General features: G+C 37.5%; 14 protein-coding genes. 7 read left to right on the top strand and 7 right to left on the bottom strand.

Annotation, left to right across the window (positions count from 1 at the left end; all coding sequences use genetic code 11):
- Positions 1 to 83 precede the first annotated feature (83 nt).
- The 3 genes from B554_RS0104290 (at position 84) to zapE (ending at position 3,408) form a co-directional block, all read left to right on the top strand.
- Positions 84 to 1,061 (top strand): MDR family oxidoreductase, encoded by a 978-nt coding sequence (locus tag B554_RS0104290; RefSeq protein ID WP_019457093.1) that lies wholly within the window; start codon positions 84 to 86, stop codon positions 1,059 to 1,061.
- A 369-nt stretch (positions 1,062 to 1,430) separates the two neighbouring features.
- Positions 1,431 to 2,333, top strand: coding sequence for an ArgP/LysG family DNA-binding transcriptional regulator (locus tag B554_RS0104280; protein WP_019457091.1), 903 nt, complete (start codon positions 1,431 to 1,433; stop codon positions 2,331 to 2,333).
- Positions 2,320 to 3,408 carry a cell division protein ZapE gene (gene zapE, locus B554_RS0104275; protein WP_319795919.1) on the top strand — a complete coding sequence of 363 codons (1,089 nt, stop codon included), beginning with the start codon at positions 2,320 to 2,322 and terminating at the stop codon, positions 3,406 to 3,408. The genes B554_RS0104280 and zapE overlap by 14 nt, the downstream gene beginning before the upstream one ends.
- A gap of 39 nt (positions 3,409 to 3,447) precedes the next feature.
- Here zapE and B554_RS0104270 read toward each other — a convergent pair whose 3' ends face one another.
- The 4 genes from B554_RS0104270 to B554_RS0104255 are packed head-to-tail and all read right to left on the bottom strand — an operon-like array spanning position 3,448 to position 7,847.
- Entirely contained in the window at positions 3,448 to 3,975 is a 528-nt protein-coding gene (locus B554_RS0104270) for a cupin domain-containing protein (RefSeq protein WP_004703559.1), read from the bottom strand.
- 20 nt (positions 3,976 to 3,995) lie between these two features.
- The gene (locus B554_RS0104265) at positions 3,996 to 5,708 is read right to left on the bottom strand and encodes an FAD/NAD(P)-binding protein (RefSeq protein ID WP_019457089.1); all 1,713 of its coding nucleotides are present in this window, start codon (positions 5,706 to 5,708) and stop codon (positions 3,996 to 3,998) included.
- Between the two features lie 49 nt (positions 5,709 to 5,757).
- Positions 5,758 to 7,038, bottom strand: a complete 1,281-nt coding sequence (locus B554_RS0104260; protein ID WP_019457088.1) for a pyridoxal phosphate-dependent aminotransferase — start codon at positions 7,036 to 7,038, stop codon at positions 5,758 to 5,760.
- 26 nt (positions 7,039 to 7,064) lie between these two features.
- Positions 7,065 to 7,847: an iron-containing redox enzyme family protein gene (locus tag B554_RS0104255; protein WP_019457087.1), complete on the bottom strand. Its 783-nt coding sequence runs from the start codon at positions 7,845 to 7,847 to the stop codon at positions 7,065 to 7,067.
- A gap of 180 nt (positions 7,848 to 8,027) precedes the next feature.
- Here B554_RS0104255 and B554_RS0104250 point away from each other — a divergent pair, with 180 nt between their 5' ends.
- Complete coding sequence (locus B554_RS0104250) at positions 8,028 to 8,786, top strand: sulfite exporter TauE/SafE family protein (RefSeq protein WP_004703552.1); 759 nt, start codon at positions 8,028 to 8,030, stop codon at positions 8,784 to 8,786.
- Positions 8,787 to 9,216: 430 nt separating this feature from the next.
- Here the strand turns inward: B554_RS0104250 and B554_RS0104245 are convergent, their stop codons facing one another.
- The 3 genes from B554_RS0104245 to B554_RS0104235 all read right to left on the bottom strand — a co-directional run bounded on the left by B554_RS0104245 (position 9,217) and on the right by B554_RS0104235 (position 13,664).
- Positions 9,217 to 10,500: a ribonucleotide-diphosphate reductase subunit beta gene (locus B554_RS0104245; protein ID WP_004703550.1), complete on the bottom strand. Its 1,284-nt coding sequence runs from the start codon at positions 10,498 to 10,500 to the stop codon at positions 9,217 to 9,219.
- A gap of 138 nt (positions 10,501 to 10,638) precedes the next feature.
- Positions 10,639 to 10,773: a hypothetical protein gene (locus tag B554_RS0104240; protein ID WP_002120013.1), complete on the bottom strand. Its 135-nt coding sequence runs from the start codon at positions 10,771 to 10,773 to the stop codon at positions 10,639 to 10,641.
- A 56-nt stretch (positions 10,774 to 10,829) separates the two neighbouring features.
- Positions 10,830 to 13,664 (bottom strand): ribonucleoside-diphosphate reductase subunit alpha, encoded by a 2,835-nt coding sequence (locus tag B554_RS0104235; RefSeq protein WP_019457086.1) that lies wholly within the window; start codon positions 13,662 to 13,664, stop codon positions 10,830 to 10,832.
- Between the two features lie 329 nt (positions 13,665 to 13,993).
- Between B554_RS0104235 and B554_RS0104230 the strand changes: the two genes are divergently transcribed.
- The 3 genes from B554_RS0104230 to bfmS are packed head-to-tail and all read left to right on the top strand — an operon-like array spanning position 13,994 to position 16,595.
- Positions 13,994 to 14,200: a hypothetical protein gene (locus tag B554_RS0104230; RefSeq protein WP_019457085.1), complete on the top strand. Its 207-nt coding sequence runs from the start codon at positions 13,994 to 13,996 to the stop codon at positions 14,198 to 14,200.
- On the top strand, positions 14,197 to 14,913 hold the full coding sequence (gene bfmR, locus B554_RS0104225) for a response regulator transcription factor BfmR (RefSeq protein WP_000076440.1): 717 nt from the start codon (positions 14,197 to 14,199) through the stop codon (positions 14,911 to 14,913). Before B554_RS0104230 ends, bfmR begins: the two co-directional genes overlap by 4 nt.
- A gap of 32 nt (positions 14,914 to 14,945) precedes the next feature.
- The gene (gene bfmS / locus B554_RS0104220) at positions 14,946 to 16,595 is read left to right on the top strand and encodes a sensor histidine kinase BfmS (protein WP_019457084.1); all 1,650 of its coding nucleotides are present in this window, start codon (positions 14,946 to 14,948) and stop codon (positions 16,593 to 16,595) included.
- Positions 16,596 to 16,602 lie beyond the last annotated feature (7 nt).

Below are 16,602 nucleotides of genomic sequence, written 5' to 3'. Positions count from 1 at the left end.
AATTAAAAAATAAATGCAGATGTCTGCATTTATTTTTTAATTAATTCTAGACAGTTGGTCTAATTAAATAGAGAGGAAGTTCTATGTATAAAGGTATCGTAATCACTAAAGATGATGCTGGTTATCTGGCAAAGGTTGCTGAGATTAGTCCAAAGCCTTTACAAGAAGGAGAGGTTACAGTTGAAGTAAAATATTCAACATTAAATTATAAAGATGCTTTAGCCATTACTGGGCGCTCTCCGGTAGTACGTAGTTTTCCACTAACACCAGGTATAGATTTTTCAGGTGTTGTAATTGAATCAAAACATCCAGTATGGAAACAAGGCGATGAAGTTCTATTAAATGGCTGGGGTGTTGGTGAAAAATATTCTGGCGGATTAGCTGAACAAGTGACTGTTTCAGGTGATTGGCTCATACAGAAACCTTCTGCTTTTTCTTTTAAAGATACGATGATTATTGGTACAGCAGGTTATACCGCTATGCTGTGTGTCATGGCTTTGCAAAAGCATGGTATCAAACCAAGTGATGGAAAAATTTTAGTAACAGGTGCAAATGGTGGAGTGGGTAGTATTGCCATTATTATTTTGAGTCACCTTGGCTATGAGATTACAGCATCAACTGGTAGACCCCAAGAATCAGAATATTTAACGAGTTTAGGGGCAAGCGAAATTATTGATCGCGCTGAATTATCTTCACAAGGAAAGCCGCTAAATAAGGAAATTTGGGCAGGTGTGATTGATACTGTGGGTAGTCATACTTTAGCAAATGCATGTGCTAGTACAAAATATCGTGGTGCGGTGGCTGCTTGTGGTCTGGCGGGTGGAATGGATTTCCCTGCAACAGTTGCTCCATTTATCCTGAGAGGAATTACGTTGTATGGAATTGATAGTGTTATGGCACCAATCGAGCTAAGAAAAGAAGCTTGGGAGCGTTTAGTTACAGAATTAGATAAAACGAAATTGGAAGCAGTAACGACTGAAATTCAGTTAAGTGATGCCTTAAATTTTTCAAATGAAATTTTAGATGGAAAAATAAGAGGTAGAGTTGTTGTAAAGCTCTAAGCCTTTAAAAGAGCTTTAATGACTCCTTGTGTACCTTGGGGTGAAATGATTTAAGTTTATAAAAACAAAAGCCATCCACTGAGATGGCTTTTGTTTAGAATAATTTCAATTGTCGTTTTTCATTGATAACACTTAAACTTACCAGCTTAATGCACCACCAGTTTGGGAGTTAGATACTGCATTTAAATTAATATTGAATTTAATTGGGATTTTATTAGTTTTACTAAATAATTGCATGTGTGTTACTCATTTAATTAAAATAAATAATGATTATTTAGCAGAAGTAATACAATTGTAGTATTTCGTATTGCCATACCCATTACTATGATTAATGAATATAAATTTAATTAATATAGATAACATTTAAAAATGCTAGACAAAACTAAATGCGATGCCTTTTCGGCCGTCGTTGAAACAGGAAGTTTCGAAAAAGCTGGTAAAAAGTTATGTGTATCTCAGTCAGCGATTTCTCAAAGAGTTCGATTATTAGAGGAACGATTAGGGAATGTATTATTAGTTAGAGAAAGACCATGTAAACCAACACCATTTGGAGCTGAGTTATTTGCTTATCTTCAACGAGTGTCTTTATTAGAGAATGTTTTTTTAAAATCGGTCATCGATAATAATAAATTTAAGCCGTTACCCATTGCTGCGAGTATCGGTACATTTGAGTCATTGCTTTTCCCTATATTAGCCAAGTACTGTCTGTCTGAGGCTATTACAATAGATGTAAAAATTGATACGCTTTGTAATACCATCGAACTCTTAAAAAGAGGAGAGGTTCAGGCCTGCATTACTTCCGAGTCTGAGATAATTAGAGGGTGTACAAGTGTATATTTAGGTAATATGGTTTATTGCCTAGTTGCCTCAGAGAATTTTATTAATAAATGGTTTAAAAATGGAATTAATAGAGAGAGTCTGCGTTTAGCTCCTTTAGTTTTATTTAATGAAAATGAAAGAATATATTTCGATTTTTTAGAATCTAACTTCGGACTCAAAAAATCAATGATTCCTTTTCATATTATTCCTTCAACTGACTCTTATATTTCTGGGCTTGCTTGTGATATGGGCTACGGAATAATGCCTATATGCAAGATAAATCAGGATTTATCGAATCAGGGCATAAAGGAAATTTCGAAAGAATATAGAATTAAGATTCCATTATACTGGCATCAGCTTTCTTATCTTTCTCCAGCAGTTTCAATAATGAATGATATTATTATTAAGCACTCAACAACAATCTTGGCTACCGTAGGGAATGAAGATGCTTAAGCATGAGGGTCAAAGTCCACTCGAGATATACAACTCTATGATTGATAATGGCGTTGTTCTTGCAGATCCGTCTCAGCGACAAGCTATTGAAACATTAAATGAGATTTGGAATAAAATTGAAAACCAGTCTAGTCATTTCTTTAGTCCCCAGATTAAAGGTCTATATATGTGGGGAAGTGTAGGAACAGGCAAGACATGGATTATGGATTTATTCTATAACTCTCTTAATTTTAAAAAGAAAATGAGAGTGCATTTTCATCATTTCCTAAAAGATGTTCACAAGCAGCTTATTGCCTATCGGGGAAATAAAGATCCTTTAAAGCTGATTGCTAATGACATAGCAAGCAACTATAAGCTCATTTGCTTTGATGAGTTTTTTGTATCAAATGTTGCCGACGCAATGATACTTTCAAATCTATTTAATCTGCTATTTTCAAAGAAAGTGATATTGGTTGCTACCTCGAATATTGATCCGGAAGATCTTTATAAAGATGGTTTAAATCGCGATAGATTTTTAGAGACCATAGATCATATCAATAAGAATTGCACAGTCTTGAAAATCGGTAATCAACTCGATTATAGAACCATTAAAGAAAGCAACGCCAATGACCATTTCTATAGATTTCCATTAAATCAAGAATCAGAACAATGGCTTCATTCGGTTTACCAGCAGCTTACAAATAACCAGAAAGAACTCAAGACGAGCATTATGATCAACCATAGATCAGTCGAGGTTAAATCTTGCTATAAGAATGTGATCTGGTTCGACTTTGAAAACCTTTGCCGAGAAGCCAGAAGCCCAGCTGATTACATTGAGATAGCAACGCAATATGACTATGTGCTCATCAGTGGAATTGGTGATTTAACAGATAGAATTTATGATACTGTGAGACGTTTTATTTATTTGATTGATGAACTTTATGATCAAAAAATCAAACTATACTTTGCTGCTTCACAACCATTAAATCAATTATATAAAGGTGAGAGGCTTAAATTTGAATTTCAAAGAACGTATTCACGATTACAGGAAATGCAAAGCATAAGTTATAACAAGGAACTTCAGGAGTCTGCTTGAATATATAACGATGCTTTGCATGACTAACACGCAGTTGGATTAAGCAAAAAAGTACGATTTCTCTGGAAATTTTGACTTATATCCATTCTGCAAAAATACTTCTAATGCTTGAATAATGTCGGCTTGTTCCTCGGTACTAATTTCCTTTTTTCTATTGTTTTTAAAGTCTTCAATAATATATTGAATGTCAGCGTTATAGTCCTTAATAAAAATATCTGAACTCAGTCGAGTTTTAGGTTCAATATTGGCAAGTAGTGGTTCTATTTCTTCAATATTTTTAAAAAATTCAATACTAAATTCTCCAATTTGAAGAATGATATAACGGCTTTCAACCTCAATATCTTTATTTGCAAATCTGTGTCTAACATTGGGGGGAATTTGAAAAAAGTCACCCTGATTAACAATATATTTCTGCTGCAAATCTGGTAACTCAACCTGAATAGCACCTTTTGAGCAGTACACAAGATCTGGGATATGAGTATGCTTATGAAATGGAAACAGGCTATCTTTTAAATTACACAGCACTATCCTAATATCACGGTCATAACAAAACTGATGCATTTCCATTGATCATTTTCCTCGTCCGATTAACTAATTTTATAAAGTTGTTCTGGCGTAAATATGGGTTCACTGAGATGCTTTTGAAACAATTCAACCCAATCAGTCGAGACAGAATCAGCAGCATCAACAATCGCTTTGGAAAAGTTACGTTCATTCTGCCAGTAGCGGGTAAGCACACCAAAAGAGTAAAAATACTCCGAGGGCTTTATAAATCCTCTACGGTTTTCCATCAGTTTGTAGGTCTCTAAGCCATCCAGCATCAAACCTCCAGTGTTATATTCATCCTCCATATTCGGGACAATATTCTTTTGCTCTAACAATGATTTAACCAATGCTGATGGATGTTTATAGATATCAAAGTCTTGACTGATCGTATTCACCACAAGATCAAAATCAAATGAATGCCCTAGATCATCAATGAGCTGTACATGGCTATCCATTATTTTTAGAGGTTTGCTGTTATAGCCGAGTTTGAGTGATTGAAGTAGGTCAGCTTCAAATAGGCATTTCAGCTTTTGTGCATTTTCCAGTGGGATTGGTACAGCAAGGCGAATGAATAAGTGATCAAATTCTTGGTCGTAGCGTTTTTTATCATGACTGCTTAAATAGCGGTAAAACTTCATTCTTCGTACTTTAAGAATGATCATATTAATTAAGTCATTAAGCTCTTGGTGCTCCAGATCGTATTTCAACTTTTCATAAGCATTGGCAAATTTCAAGTTGCACAAATCATTGAATGACACTTCACCGTTAGTTGCATTTTTAAGCTCAAGATCAAGCAGATGAAGAATATCATCTAGTGATAAAACCTGATTTAAGTGCTGTTGCAACTCAGGGAAAGATTCATGAGTGAAATACTTAAAGTCATAGTTAGGCTTATTGCCTCGTACCGCAGGGAAGTATCCCGAACGACTAGCAACATAGGCTTTGAAGTTTTCATCTGTCACGGCCTTTTGATAGCTTGAGAAGGTTCCGTTTTCAGTTGCAAAAGATCCTTCGCTAAATAGAGTGATGATGGTATCAACGCCACTAGGGCCCATACCGCGAACAAGAACATTTGGCTTATAATCTTGTTTCATAATGTCATTAAGTCTCATTAAGACTTTTTGAAAAGGATATGGTTTTACGAATAAACTCTGTTTGGAGTCTAAATGACTGGCAGTCCAGTGTCCGATAGTCAGTAACAGCTTAGAAAATCCTTTTAATTCAATGGTTCGATTTAAGTTTTGATTCTTAATAACTAAATTATAACCGCCTTTAGCCTCGTAGCCATCGATAGCTTCATAGCCATTGTAAACTTCAACTTTTATACGATTTAATTTGGCTAATTCTAGGTATTTTTTGAATCTATCATTCAGATAGATACCAAACAAAGCTCTAGGGTAAAAAGCGTTAGGATCGGGGAAGACTTGCGATTCACCAGCCAAAGATTTCTTATAAACTAGGTGGGGGTAATGAGTCATCAGATGGTTTTTATTTTCTGCCATCCAATCCACAAAGTCGTTATCCCAAAGCGACATTGAATGGGCAGGGTTATTACACAAATGACCAGCCAATAATTCGTCTTTGTCGTATGGATTCCCATGTCCAAGAGATTCACGCATTTCAACAAGAGTAATAGAGCATGACTTATGATCAATCTCGTGATTTAGTAATTTTTTTACAAAGCTGATGAAGGTACACGTACCTGAGAATCCCATTCCAATGATACAGAACTTTTTCAAAGTAATATCGTCCATAAAAATGTAAATTCAGGAAGTTAAAAATTAACTTCCTGAATAATATGAGTTAGTTCAATTTCTGAAGGGCTTCTTTAATACGTGCTGCGGCTGCCTTTAGAGTCACTGGATCACGTCCACAATTCATGCGAATGTAATGTCGAAGGCTATCGATGTTTTCACCAAAATGCATGCCTCCAATAGAAGCAACTTTTGCTGTTTCCAAAAGATATTGATCGGCTGAATCAAATCCTAGCTTTTGGATTTTGTCGCCATACTTTGACAAGTCTAAGAATAAGAAAAATCCACCTTCAGGCTCAGTCACTTCTAAACCAGTGCAGCTTTTCAAGTCTTCAATGAATGTCTGCATGTTCTGTCTGGCAACTACTGCACGTTTCTTTGCAACGTCATCCATGTATTCTTGCATTGCTTCATGTGTCGCAATTTGGGCATAGGTCGAAGCAAATGAGTTTAAATTTACCTGTACCTTTTCCATAACTTTAATCAGTTTGTCCGAAGCACAAATATATCCAGATCGGTCGCCGTGCATTCCATAGGTTTTACCGGGACCGGTAATATAAATGGTGTAGTCCCACATAGAGTGTGTTTGGTCTTTAAACTGCTGGGTAATATTTGAAATGTTTGCAGGCTTAGTATTCAAAATATGTGATTCATACGGACAATCAAAAAGCACATAGATTGGGCTTAGACCTTTTGACAAACGTTCTGCATTGGCAGTCAAAATTACTTTTGAAATCGACTCTAATTCATCACGAGTATAAATTTTGCCAGAAGGGTTTAGGCAGTCACCAAGAATGATAATTTTGGTCTTATCAGTAATGGTTTTTTCTAACTCAACTACATCAATCGCTTGGTTATAAAAGTCTTTGACATAGATTGGTTTAGCTTTACCTAAGTGCAATTCAATCATGTCTGCGTAATGAGGCCAGTTTGGTACTGGGTAAATCACTTCATCGTCTGGATTTATAAGTGTATGAAATACCACGGTGATAGCACCTTTAATACCGCCAGGAGTGACCATGATTTCAGTATCTGGATTGAAGCTGATATCACGTAAACGCTTCACACGCTCAGCAATAGCCTTTCGTAAGAAAGGGAAACCTTTAACTGGGGCAAACTCATGGATAATTGCAGCATTATTTGAAATATAACTCTTAACTGCATCATCAATACCGCTATTGGTTTTTTCATCCAAAGTACCAATACTTAAATCAATGACCTGATCATCTGCGCTAGACTTTTTATTTAACTCTAAAATTTTCGCCTTAGTTCCGTGTGTAATTGATTCACGTAAATTCAAGGCTGCTTGTGAAATACCTAAGTTTTGCATGGTGAAACCTCAAAAATCCTTTTTAATTAAAGTGATACAGCTTGATCAAACATTGCATTCCACATCTTAAGCTGGGCTTTCAATGTTTCATTTGCACCAAACTTAATCTCATCAAGATCTTCTTGGTTATTACAGTTGTTATGGACACACTGTTTAGCATCTTGAGCATGACGATCTTCGACGCCATTTTCGATATGGGCGTTGAAATAGACCTCAACTTTCTTAATGAATTCACTTGGATCAAGGTTTTTGTTATTGAATCGGAATGCTTCGCGGAATACGGTAAGCATCTTATCAGCATGGTTTTCTAGGGCCATGACTGCTCCCAACATGCGAGGATAACTACCCGTAATCAAACCTTGGATAGTATCTCGATACTGCAATGTCTCTGCGATGATTCGATCACTATTCTTAGCTTGTTGAACCTTCATCTCTGGAAGATTGTATTCTGCGGCGCCAAATACATTCAGCGCATTCTCCATAAAGATTTCATGGCACTTGGCTTTTTCACCCATACCTGTTTCTTCACTTAAGATGTGGGTGAATAGGACTAGAGTGTCCATATCGTTTTCAAAAGCAGATCGCGAACATACATGAGCAATCCCTTTTACGGTTAGCTCGGTACGATAGAAGAAGTTGTCACGAAATAAGATATATGATTCTGGCGTCCATGAAGTAGAAGTCAAATGCTTGAAATAATTGTTTTGGAAAATTTCATGATCATTCATTTTAGTAATGAATTCATCTAACTCAGCACTAATCGTTTCTTTACAATCAACATTTCCATTGATGATTACTTTAGAGTTCATTCTTGAATTATCCTTTTATAATGAAATTTATTTTTTACAGCGAAATTTTTATAACAAAGAAATAATCAAAAAAAATGAGTATTAAATATTTTAATGTTTGATAAAATTATCTAATATTTATGTGATAATTTATATTTTAGTGTAGTTTGGCTTGGTTAAAAATCAAAAATGGAATTTTAAATGTATCTTTTAGAAGATTTTTCAGTACTGCAACTTTCAATAATGTTAATAACAATAGTGTGCTCTTATATTATTTTTGGAATGGTGGGTTTTGGAACTGCATTAATTGCGAGTCCTGTATTACTTAACTTTTTGCCTCTTTCACAAATTATTCCACTATTAGCTTTACTAGATATGTTCGCTGCCATTTCAAATGTCATTAAAGATGGTAAGAAGGCAGACTTTTCTGAATTAAAATTTCTAATACCACTTATGTTTGTCGGTAGTTTTCTTGGCTTTATACTGCTGATGAGAGTTAATGCAAGTTACGCACTGCTAGCATTTGGTATATTTACTCTTTTATATGCGATTTACTCATTAAGTGGCTTTAAGCCACAGAAAAAACTAGAGAAAAAATTTGTTTTTCCTTTTGGCTTATCTGGTGGTTTTTTAGGGGCTATGTTTGGTAGTGGTGGGTTTTTATATGCAATTTACCTCAATGGGCGAATCGAAACTCCAGAAAAAATCCGTGTCACTCAAACAACATTAATTGGATGCAGTACGGTTTTTCGAGTCATTCTATTTACTACAGCAGGTGTGTATTTTTCTGATAACTTATTGTCACTTGCACTTCTGTTTATCCCATCGATGTTGATAGGTGCATTCATTGGCAAGCGAATTACACTCAAATTGTCTAAGCAGCAATTCTTGAAAATTATTAATTTTATTGTACTGCTATCTGGAATATCTATTATTGTTAAATACGCTTTAACAGTATAGATCCATTATTATGGGTGCCTAAACTAATTGATTTAGATGTTAATAATTTTACTCTTGAATTTATTTTATTTTTTAATAATGAAGGATGAAATACATATACTGCTTTATAGAAAATATTAATCAATATATTGATGCCTGTAGTGGAATAAAATCAATTAATTAATATCAATTTATAAATTTCAATAAAGTGATAGTGGATTCTGAAAAAAGTAACTATAGAATCAGTAAAGTTTTCATTAAACTCATTTAAAATTAATTTGAGTGAAAACGTGGTAAGGGATACATATAGAAGCTGGCAATTTAATAAGATTACTGAAAATCTGCATATATATGATCAAGATTTAGCATCTTGAAAAAAGTTTAATAAATACAAGCCAAGAAAAAACCGCTAGATAGATAGCGGTTTTTTCTTAATTAACTAAGTCGAAACTTACCAGCTTAACGCACCACCAGTTTGGTAGTCAGTTACGCGAGTTTCAAAGAAGTTCTTCTCTTTACGTAAGTCCATCATCTCAGACATCCACGCAAATGGATTCGTTACACCAGCAAATTGCTCTGGTAAACCTAACTGAGATAAACGACGGTTACAGATGAATTTCAAGTATTCTTCCATCATGCTTGCATTCATACCCAATACACCACGTGGCATTGTGTCACGTGCATATTCGATTTCAAGCATAGTACCTTCAAGAATCATTTGAATCACTTCTTGTTGGAACTCGGCAGTCCAAAGGTGAGGGTTCTCAATCTTGATTTGGTTAATCATGTCGATACCAAAGTTCAAGTGCATAGACTCATCACGCAAGATGTATTGGAACTGTTCAGCAACACCGTTCATCTTGTTACGACGGCCCATACTCAAGATTTGAGTAAAGCCACAGTAGAAGAAGATACCTTCAAGTACACAGTAGAATGCGATCAAGTTACGAAGTAAACGTTGGTCGTTCTCAGGAGTACCAGTGTGGAAAGTAGGGTCACTTAAAGATTGAGTGTACTTAAGACCCCAAGATGCTTTACGTGCAACAGATGGAATCTCGCGGTACATGTTGAAGACTTCGCCTTCGTCCATACCTAAAGATTCGATACAGTATTGGTAAGCGTGAGTGTGAATTGCTTCTTCAAACGCTTGACGTAAGATGTACTGACGGCATTCAGGGTTAGTAATGTGACGGTAAATCGCCAATACTAGGTTGTTTGCAACCAAAGAGTCCGCAGTCGAGAAGAAACCTAAAGAACGCATAACAATAGTACGCTCATCTTCGGTTAAGCCATTTTCAGACTTCCAAAGCGCGATGTCATGGTTCATGTTAACTTCTTGTGGCATCCAGTGGTTTGCACACCCGTCAAGATACTTCTGCCAAGCCCATTCGTATTTAAATGGAACAAGCTGGTTCAAGTCAGCGCGACAGTTAATCATGGCTTTGTCGTCAACCTGAACGCGTTGCGCGCCCATTTCTAGCTCTTCAAGGCCAGGAGCAACGTCTAAATGTTCTAAGGCTGCAGAGGCTCTAGCCATCGTATCGGAGGCAACTGTTGGTCGCACGGAATGGGTTCCAGCGGATTGTGGAGCTGCCACGCTCGGCGATGATGGCTGCGCAGTAGATACATTCTGCGAATCTGGCGTTTTTTCCGGTTGGATGGCCGCAGACTTGTGTTCAGGTGCAGCCGGTTTTTGCGAATCATCTTCAAAATCGTCCCAACTAAGGATAGACATTTTTGTTCTCTCTTCGTTGTATATATCTATATTTGACATCTCTTAAACGAAGATGTCCCTACTATACGCTTTTAATGTGTAAACAAAATTAAGTTTTATTAAGGTATGACCAAATTTTGGGCCTTTGGTCTCTACTCACTACAACTTATTTTGCTTACGCTGTTGCTTACGTATCGTAATGAATGCGTAAACCATCGGCATATAAAAGAAAATAAAGGCAAAGATTAATACTCCAACACCAAGCATATAATTATGGCTGAGATGAGAAAGCATAATCTTTACCTCTTTTAAAATTGCTCTTTAGTGAAAAAGAGCAATTTTATTGAATGTTACTGGCAAGCTTCACAATCAGGGTTGTCGATTGAGCAAGCCATTGGTACAGGAGCTGCTTGGGTAAAGCCTTCTTCTTCAACCGCTGCTTCTGGTTTCTTCGCTTCTACAACAGGGGCAGCAACTGGAGCTGCTTCAACAGTCGCAGGTTTAACTGCGTTTAAAGCACCTGTGTTAATTGTAGATTTTTCAGCAGAAGTCGCACCTAAAGCTCGGAGGTAATAAGTCGTCTTAAGACCACGTAACCATGCCATCTTGTATGTGATGTCAAGTTTCTTACCGTTTGCACCAGAGATGTAAAGGTTAAGTGACTGAGCTTGATCAATCCATTTTTGACGACGTGATGCAGCATCAACGATCCAACGTGTATCTACTTCAAACGCAGTAGCAAAGATTGCTTTTAATTCTTCAGGAATACGAGCAATTTTTTGTACTGAACCTTCAAAGTGTTTAAGGTCGTTAACCATTACTGTGTCCCAAAGACCACGGTCTTTCAAGGCACGAACAAGGTAAGGGTTAATAACAGTGAACTCACCAGACAGGTTAGATTTCACATATAAGTTTTGGAATGTTGGCTCAATAGACTGAGAAACACCACAAATGTTAGAGATGGTTGCCGTTGGAGCAATTGCCATCACGTTTGAGTTACGCATACCGTCTTTTTGAACTTTGGCACGTAAAGTGTCCCAGTCTAAACGTTGAGTACGGTCAACTTCGAACATGCGCTCTGGACGAGATTTCGCAACAATTTCTAAAGAGTCGATTGGAAGGATACCTTGATCCCATAATGAACCTTTGAATGTTGAGTAAGAACCACGTTCAACAGCCAAGTTGCTTGAAGTTTCAATCGCGTAGTAGCTAATCACTTCCATTGATTCATCTGCAAAATCAACAGCAGCGTCTGAACCGTAAGCAATACCCATTTCGTATAGCGCATCTTGGAAGCCCATGATACCCATACCTACAGGACGGTGTTTCAAGTTAGAATTTTTCGCTTGTGGTACAGCATAGTAGTTAATGTCGATAACGTTATCGAGCATACGTACTGCTGTTTTAATTGTGCGAGCTAACTTCTCACGGTCTAACACACCACCTTGAACGTGTTGTACAAGGTTAATCGAACCCAAGTTACATACTGCAATTTCGTCTTGATTTGTATTCAAGGTAATTTCAGTACATAGGTTAGATGAGTGAACTACACCAACGTGTTGTTGAGGTGAACGTAAGTTACATACATCTTTGAACGTGATCCAAGGGTGACCAGTTTCAAACAACATAGAAAGCATTTTGCGCCATAAATCTTTAGCACGTACTTTCTTGTGTAGCATGTTAGTTTCTTTCGCTACAGACTCATAGTAAGCATAACGCTCAGCAAATTCAGCACCAGTTAAGTCGTGCAAGTCTGGAGTTTCAGAAGGGGTAAAGAGTGTCCATTCACCATCTTCAAATACACGTTGCATAAACAAGTCTGGAACCCAGTTCGCAGTGTTCATGTCGTGTGTACGGCGACGGTCATCACCAGTGTTTTTACGAAGCTCTAAGAACTCTTCGATGTCTAAGTGCCAAGTTTCTAGGTATGCACATACAGCACCTTTACGCTTACCACCTTGGTTTACGGCAACAGCAGTATCGTTCGCAACTTTCAAGAATGGAACAACACCCTGAGACTTACCGTTTGTACCTTTAATATAAGAGTTCAAGGCGCGTACAGGTGTCCAGTCATTACCTAAACCGCCAGCCCATTTAGAAAGCATAGCGTTATCACGCATTGCGCCATAAATGTCATAAAGGTCATCGCCAATCGTTGTTAAGTAACAACTTGAAAGCTGTGGACGTAATGTACCTGAGTTAAACAGGGTAGGCGTAGAAGCCATATAGTCGAAGCTAGACAATAAGTTATAGAACTCGATTGCACGCTCTTCTTTATCTTGCTCATTGAGTGCAAGACCCATTGACACACGCATAAAGAATAATTGTGGTAATTCGAAGCGAACGCCGTTTGAGTGAATGAAGTAACGGTCAAATAGAGTTTGTAAACCTAAGTAGGTAAACTGATTAGAGCGTTCTGGTTGAATTGCTGCTGCTAATTTTTCTAAGTCGAAGTCAAGCAAGTCAGGTGAAAGCAAATCAAGCTCTACACCTTTTTTCAAGAATGCTTCGAGTGCATTGTTTTCAGCAGTATCAGTTGGTAGACCTAAGAAAGCTAAACCTGTACCCACTAATTCATTACAGAGCAAACGTGCAGTTACGTAAGTGTAGTTTGGTTCTTGTTCAATACGGGTACGTGTTGCCATCATCATGGTTGTAGCAATATCGCTTTCTTTTACGCCGTTATATAAGTTTTTAACGGTTTCATCCACGATCGCTTGAACGTCAATACCTTCCAAACCTTCAGCTGCTTTAGAAACTGTAGCTTGTAGTGCACTTAAATCAAGTGGCTGAAGCTGACCGTTTGCGTCAGTAACTTGTAAAGTAGGGTGGTGGTTTGAGTTTGTTTGCTGACGAGCGTTAGCGCGTTGTTCACGGTAAATCACATAAGCGCGGGCAACTTTTTGTTCCCCAGTACGCATTAAAGCAAGTTCTACTTGATCTTGAATTTCTTCAATGTGGATCGTACCGCCCGATGGTAAACGGCGAGTAAATGTATTTAAAACCATTTCCGTCAACTGGGTAATACGGTCGTGAATACGGCTAGAATCCGAACTCTGTTGACCTTCCACAGCAAGAAAAGCTTTACCAATCGCAACAGAAATTTTATCTGCATCAAATGCAGCAACATCTCCAGTGCGTTTAATCACCTGAATTTGACCGGGAGTCGAAGTAATTACGCTCATGCCAGCATAGCTCCATTGTCACTTTTGTTATGTTCATAGACCGTTTGAACCGAGCAAAAAACATGCCACGATATTTGAGGGATAAACACAAGACTTAGTAGTTAAAGTTTATTTTCAACACAAGATACGGGATTTTTTAAGCTAGATCAATCTTGACTTTTTAGTAATTTTTTATCTGTATGATTTGTCGGGAGATAGCATAGCAAAGCTATTAAAAAACGCTTATAGATAACTTTGTGGATAACTCAAAAAACAAGCACTTGAATGAATTTAAACTCCGCCAAGAAATAATTTGTTTAATATTCATACATAGAAAATATGAATAGATTATGACTTTTAATAACAATAAACAGATATTAAAAATACTTGGAAATTCAAAGATTAATAAAATGCAACAAAACATGGTTGTCATGTATCAGTTTGGTGAACGCCTACTTGTTTACAATGTAAACGTGTGTATATTGCAAATGATAAACGAATGTATCTGCAAGATTTTTAAGATGCATGTAATGAGATTTATAGGGGCAATGATATGAGCCAAGAAGAAAAGTTACCAAAGATTCTGATCGTTGAAGATGACGAGCGTTTAGCACGATTAACTCAAGAATACTTAATCCGCAACGGCTTGGAAGTTGGTGTGGAAACTGATGGTAACCGTGCAATTCGTCGTATTATTAGTGAGCAACCAGATCTTGTGGTCTTGGATGTCATGTTGCCAGGTGCCGATGGTTTAACCGTTTGTCGTGAAGTTCGTCCACATTACCATCAACCTATTTTAATGTTGACTGCACGTACTGAAGACATGGACCAAGTACTTGGTCTGGAAATGGGTGCTGATGATTATGTCGCTAAACCAGTTCAGCCACGTGTATTGTTAGCGCGCATTCGTGCACTATTACGTCGCACAGATAAAACTGTTGAAGATGAAGTTGCACAACGTATTGAGTTTGACGACCTTGTCATCGACAATGGCGGCCGCTCTGTAACGTTAAACGGTGAACTTGTTGACTTTACAAGTGCTGAATATGACTTGTTATGGTTACTTGCTTCAAACGCTGGTCGTATCTTATCGCGCGAAGATATCTTCGAACGTTTACGTGGTATCGAATACGATGGTCAAGACCGTTCAATCGATGTGCGTATTTCGCGTATTCGTCCAAAAATTGGTGATGATCCTGAAAATCCAAAACGTATTAAAACTGTACGTAGTAAAGGTTACTTGTTTGTTAAAGAAACCAATGGATTGTAAAATCTGATTAAACTTCCTATAAGGTTGGTCGAGTGTTTAAACACAGTATATTCCTGCGAATATATGCGGGGCTGGTAATTCTTGTTGTTTTGGTGGCTGTTTTTGGGTATTTACTGGTACAAATTATCAACTACCAACGCGCGCAAGAATACCGAGAATCTTTAACTGATGGTATTTCTTATGTCATTAGTGAAGGGGTCGCTCGACAACCTGGGAAGCAGCAAAAGATAGATTGGATTTCTGACGCATCTGATTTGCTCGAACTTCCAATTTACTATACCGATGCAAGTAAGGTTGAACTGTCTCGAACCGAGAAAAAGCGGATCGAAGCACAAAAATCTGTAGTTCGTTACGATGCAAGCAATAGCATTGCTTATGTGATTATTGGCTTGCGTGACGACCCACAACATTATCTATCTATAAAAGTCGACAAAATTAGTGAACGCCAAATGAAGGCTCTTCCTATTTTTGTACTTGACTATCTCATGTTTTATCCGGGTCAGGAACAAGAGTATCTTGCCAAGATTCAAAAACATTTCTCATATCCAATCAATATTCAAAACATTCAAGATATAAATCTGGATTCTGAACAGATTGGACGGTTACGCCAAGACCAAAGTGTCATGTTGTACAAAGATAGTGCAACAGTACGTGGTACAACTATTTCGATTGTCTCTCCAATTCCGAACCACCCTACGCAAGTTTTGGTGTTAGGCCCTGTTCCAATGTTTAACTGGATGCCTTTACAGCTTTCTGCGGGTATTACCTTATTTAGCTTGTTCTTATTAAGTTTAGGTGTTTATGGTTTGATTTTGCCGTTAGAGCGCAAAATTCGACAAGTGCGTTATGCATTAAACCGTATGAAATCGGGGGATTTGTCATTGCGTGTTCCTATTGAAGGAAGTGACGAAATGGCAAACTTGGCTTCAAGCTATAACAATATGTCTGATCATATTCAACGTTTAATTGAAGCTCAACGTGAGTTAATGAGAGCTGTATCTCATGAACTGAGAACGCCAGTAGCACGTATACGCTTTGGTACGGAAATGTTGGCCGAAGAAGATGACTACAATCATCGTATGCATCAGGTCGACATGATTGATAAAGATATTGAAGCACTCAATACTTTAATTGATGAAATCATGACTTATGCAAAATTAGAGCAGGGCACACCTTCGTTAGATTTTGCAGAAATTGTACTTTTTGAAGTGTTGGATCAGGTTGCTGTTGAAACTGAAGCCTTAAAAACGCAGAAAGAGATTGAGCTCGTTCCACCCCCTTTATATGTCAAGGTGGATGCAGAGCGTCGTTACCTTCACCGTGTTGTACAAAACTTGGTCGGCAATGCAGTTCGTTATTGTGATAATAAAGTGCGTATTACTGGTGGTATTCACAGTGATGGCATGGCTTTTGTTTGTGTTGAAGATGATGGGCCGGGTATCCCTGAACAAGACCGTAAGCGTGTATTTGAAGCCTTTGCTCGTTTAGATGACAGCCGTACGCGTGCCTCTGGTGGTTATGGTCTGGGACTTTCAATTGTAAGTCGTATTGCTTACTGGTTTGGTGGTGAAATTAAAGTTGATGAAAGCCCAAGTTTGGGTGGGGCACGTTTTATTATGACTTGGCCAGCACATCGATTTAAACAACCCCCATTAAAAGCCAATAAAAAAGCACCTGCATAAGGTGCTT

This window comes from Acinetobacter sp. GG2, assembly GCF_000292385.1.
Taxonomy (GTDB): domain Bacteria; phylum Pseudomonadota; class Gammaproteobacteria; order Pseudomonadales; family Moraxellaceae; genus Acinetobacter; species Acinetobacter seifertii.
Note: the sequence above shows the minus strand (reverse complement) of the source record. Positions and strands in the feature narration are given on the sequence as shown.

Excerpts from the sequence above, each read along its gene's own strand:
- B554_RS0104270 (WP_004703559.1), bottom strand. The coding sequence starts at position 3,975 with ATGGAAATGCATCAGTTTTGTTATGACCGTGATATTAGGATAGTGCTG.
- zapE (WP_319795919.1), top strand. The coding sequence starts at position 2,320 with ATGAAGATGCTTAAGCATGAGGGTCAAAGTCCACTCGAGATATACAAC.
- B554_RS0104280 (WP_019457091.1), top strand. The coding sequence starts at position 1,431 with ATGCTAGACAAAACTAAATGCGATGCCTTTTCGGCCGTCGTTGAAACA.
- B554_RS0104245 (WP_004703550.1), bottom strand. The coding sequence starts at position 10,500 with ATGTCTATCCTTAGTTGGGACGATTTTGAAGATGATTCGCAAAAACCG.
- B554_RS0104260 (WP_019457088.1), bottom strand. The coding sequence starts at position 7,038 with ATGCAAAACTTAGGTATTTCACAAGCAGCCTTGAATTTACGTGAATCA.
- B554_RS0104250 (WP_004703552.1), top strand. The coding sequence starts at position 8,028 with ATGTATCTTTTAGAAGATTTTTCAGTACTGCAACTTTCAATAATGTTA.
- B554_RS0104230 (WP_019457085.1), top strand. The coding sequence starts at position 13,994 with ATGACTTTTAATAACAATAAACAGATATTAAAAATACTTGGAAATTCA.
- B554_RS0104255 (WP_019457087.1), bottom strand. The coding sequence starts at position 7,847 with ATGAACTCTAAAGTAATCATCAATGGAAATGTTGATTGTAAAGAAACG.
- B554_RS0104235 (WP_019457086.1), bottom strand. The coding sequence starts at position 13,664 with ATGAGCGTAATTACTTCGACTCCCGGTCAAATTCAGGTGATTAAACGC.
- B554_RS0104290 (WP_019457093.1), top strand. The coding sequence starts at position 84 with ATGTATAAAGGTATCGTAATCACTAAAGATGATGCTGGTTATCTGGCA.
- bfmR (WP_000076440.1), top strand. The coding sequence starts at position 14,197 with ATGAGCCAAGAAGAAAAGTTACCAAAGATTCTGATCGTTGAAGATGAC.
- B554_RS0104240 (WP_002120013.1), bottom strand. The coding sequence starts at position 10,773 with ATGCTTTCTCATCTCAGCCATAATTATATGCTTGGTGTTGGAGTATTA.
- B554_RS0104265 (WP_019457089.1), bottom strand. The coding sequence starts at position 5,708 with ATGGACGATATTACTTTGAAAAAGTTCTGTATCATTGGAATGGGATTC.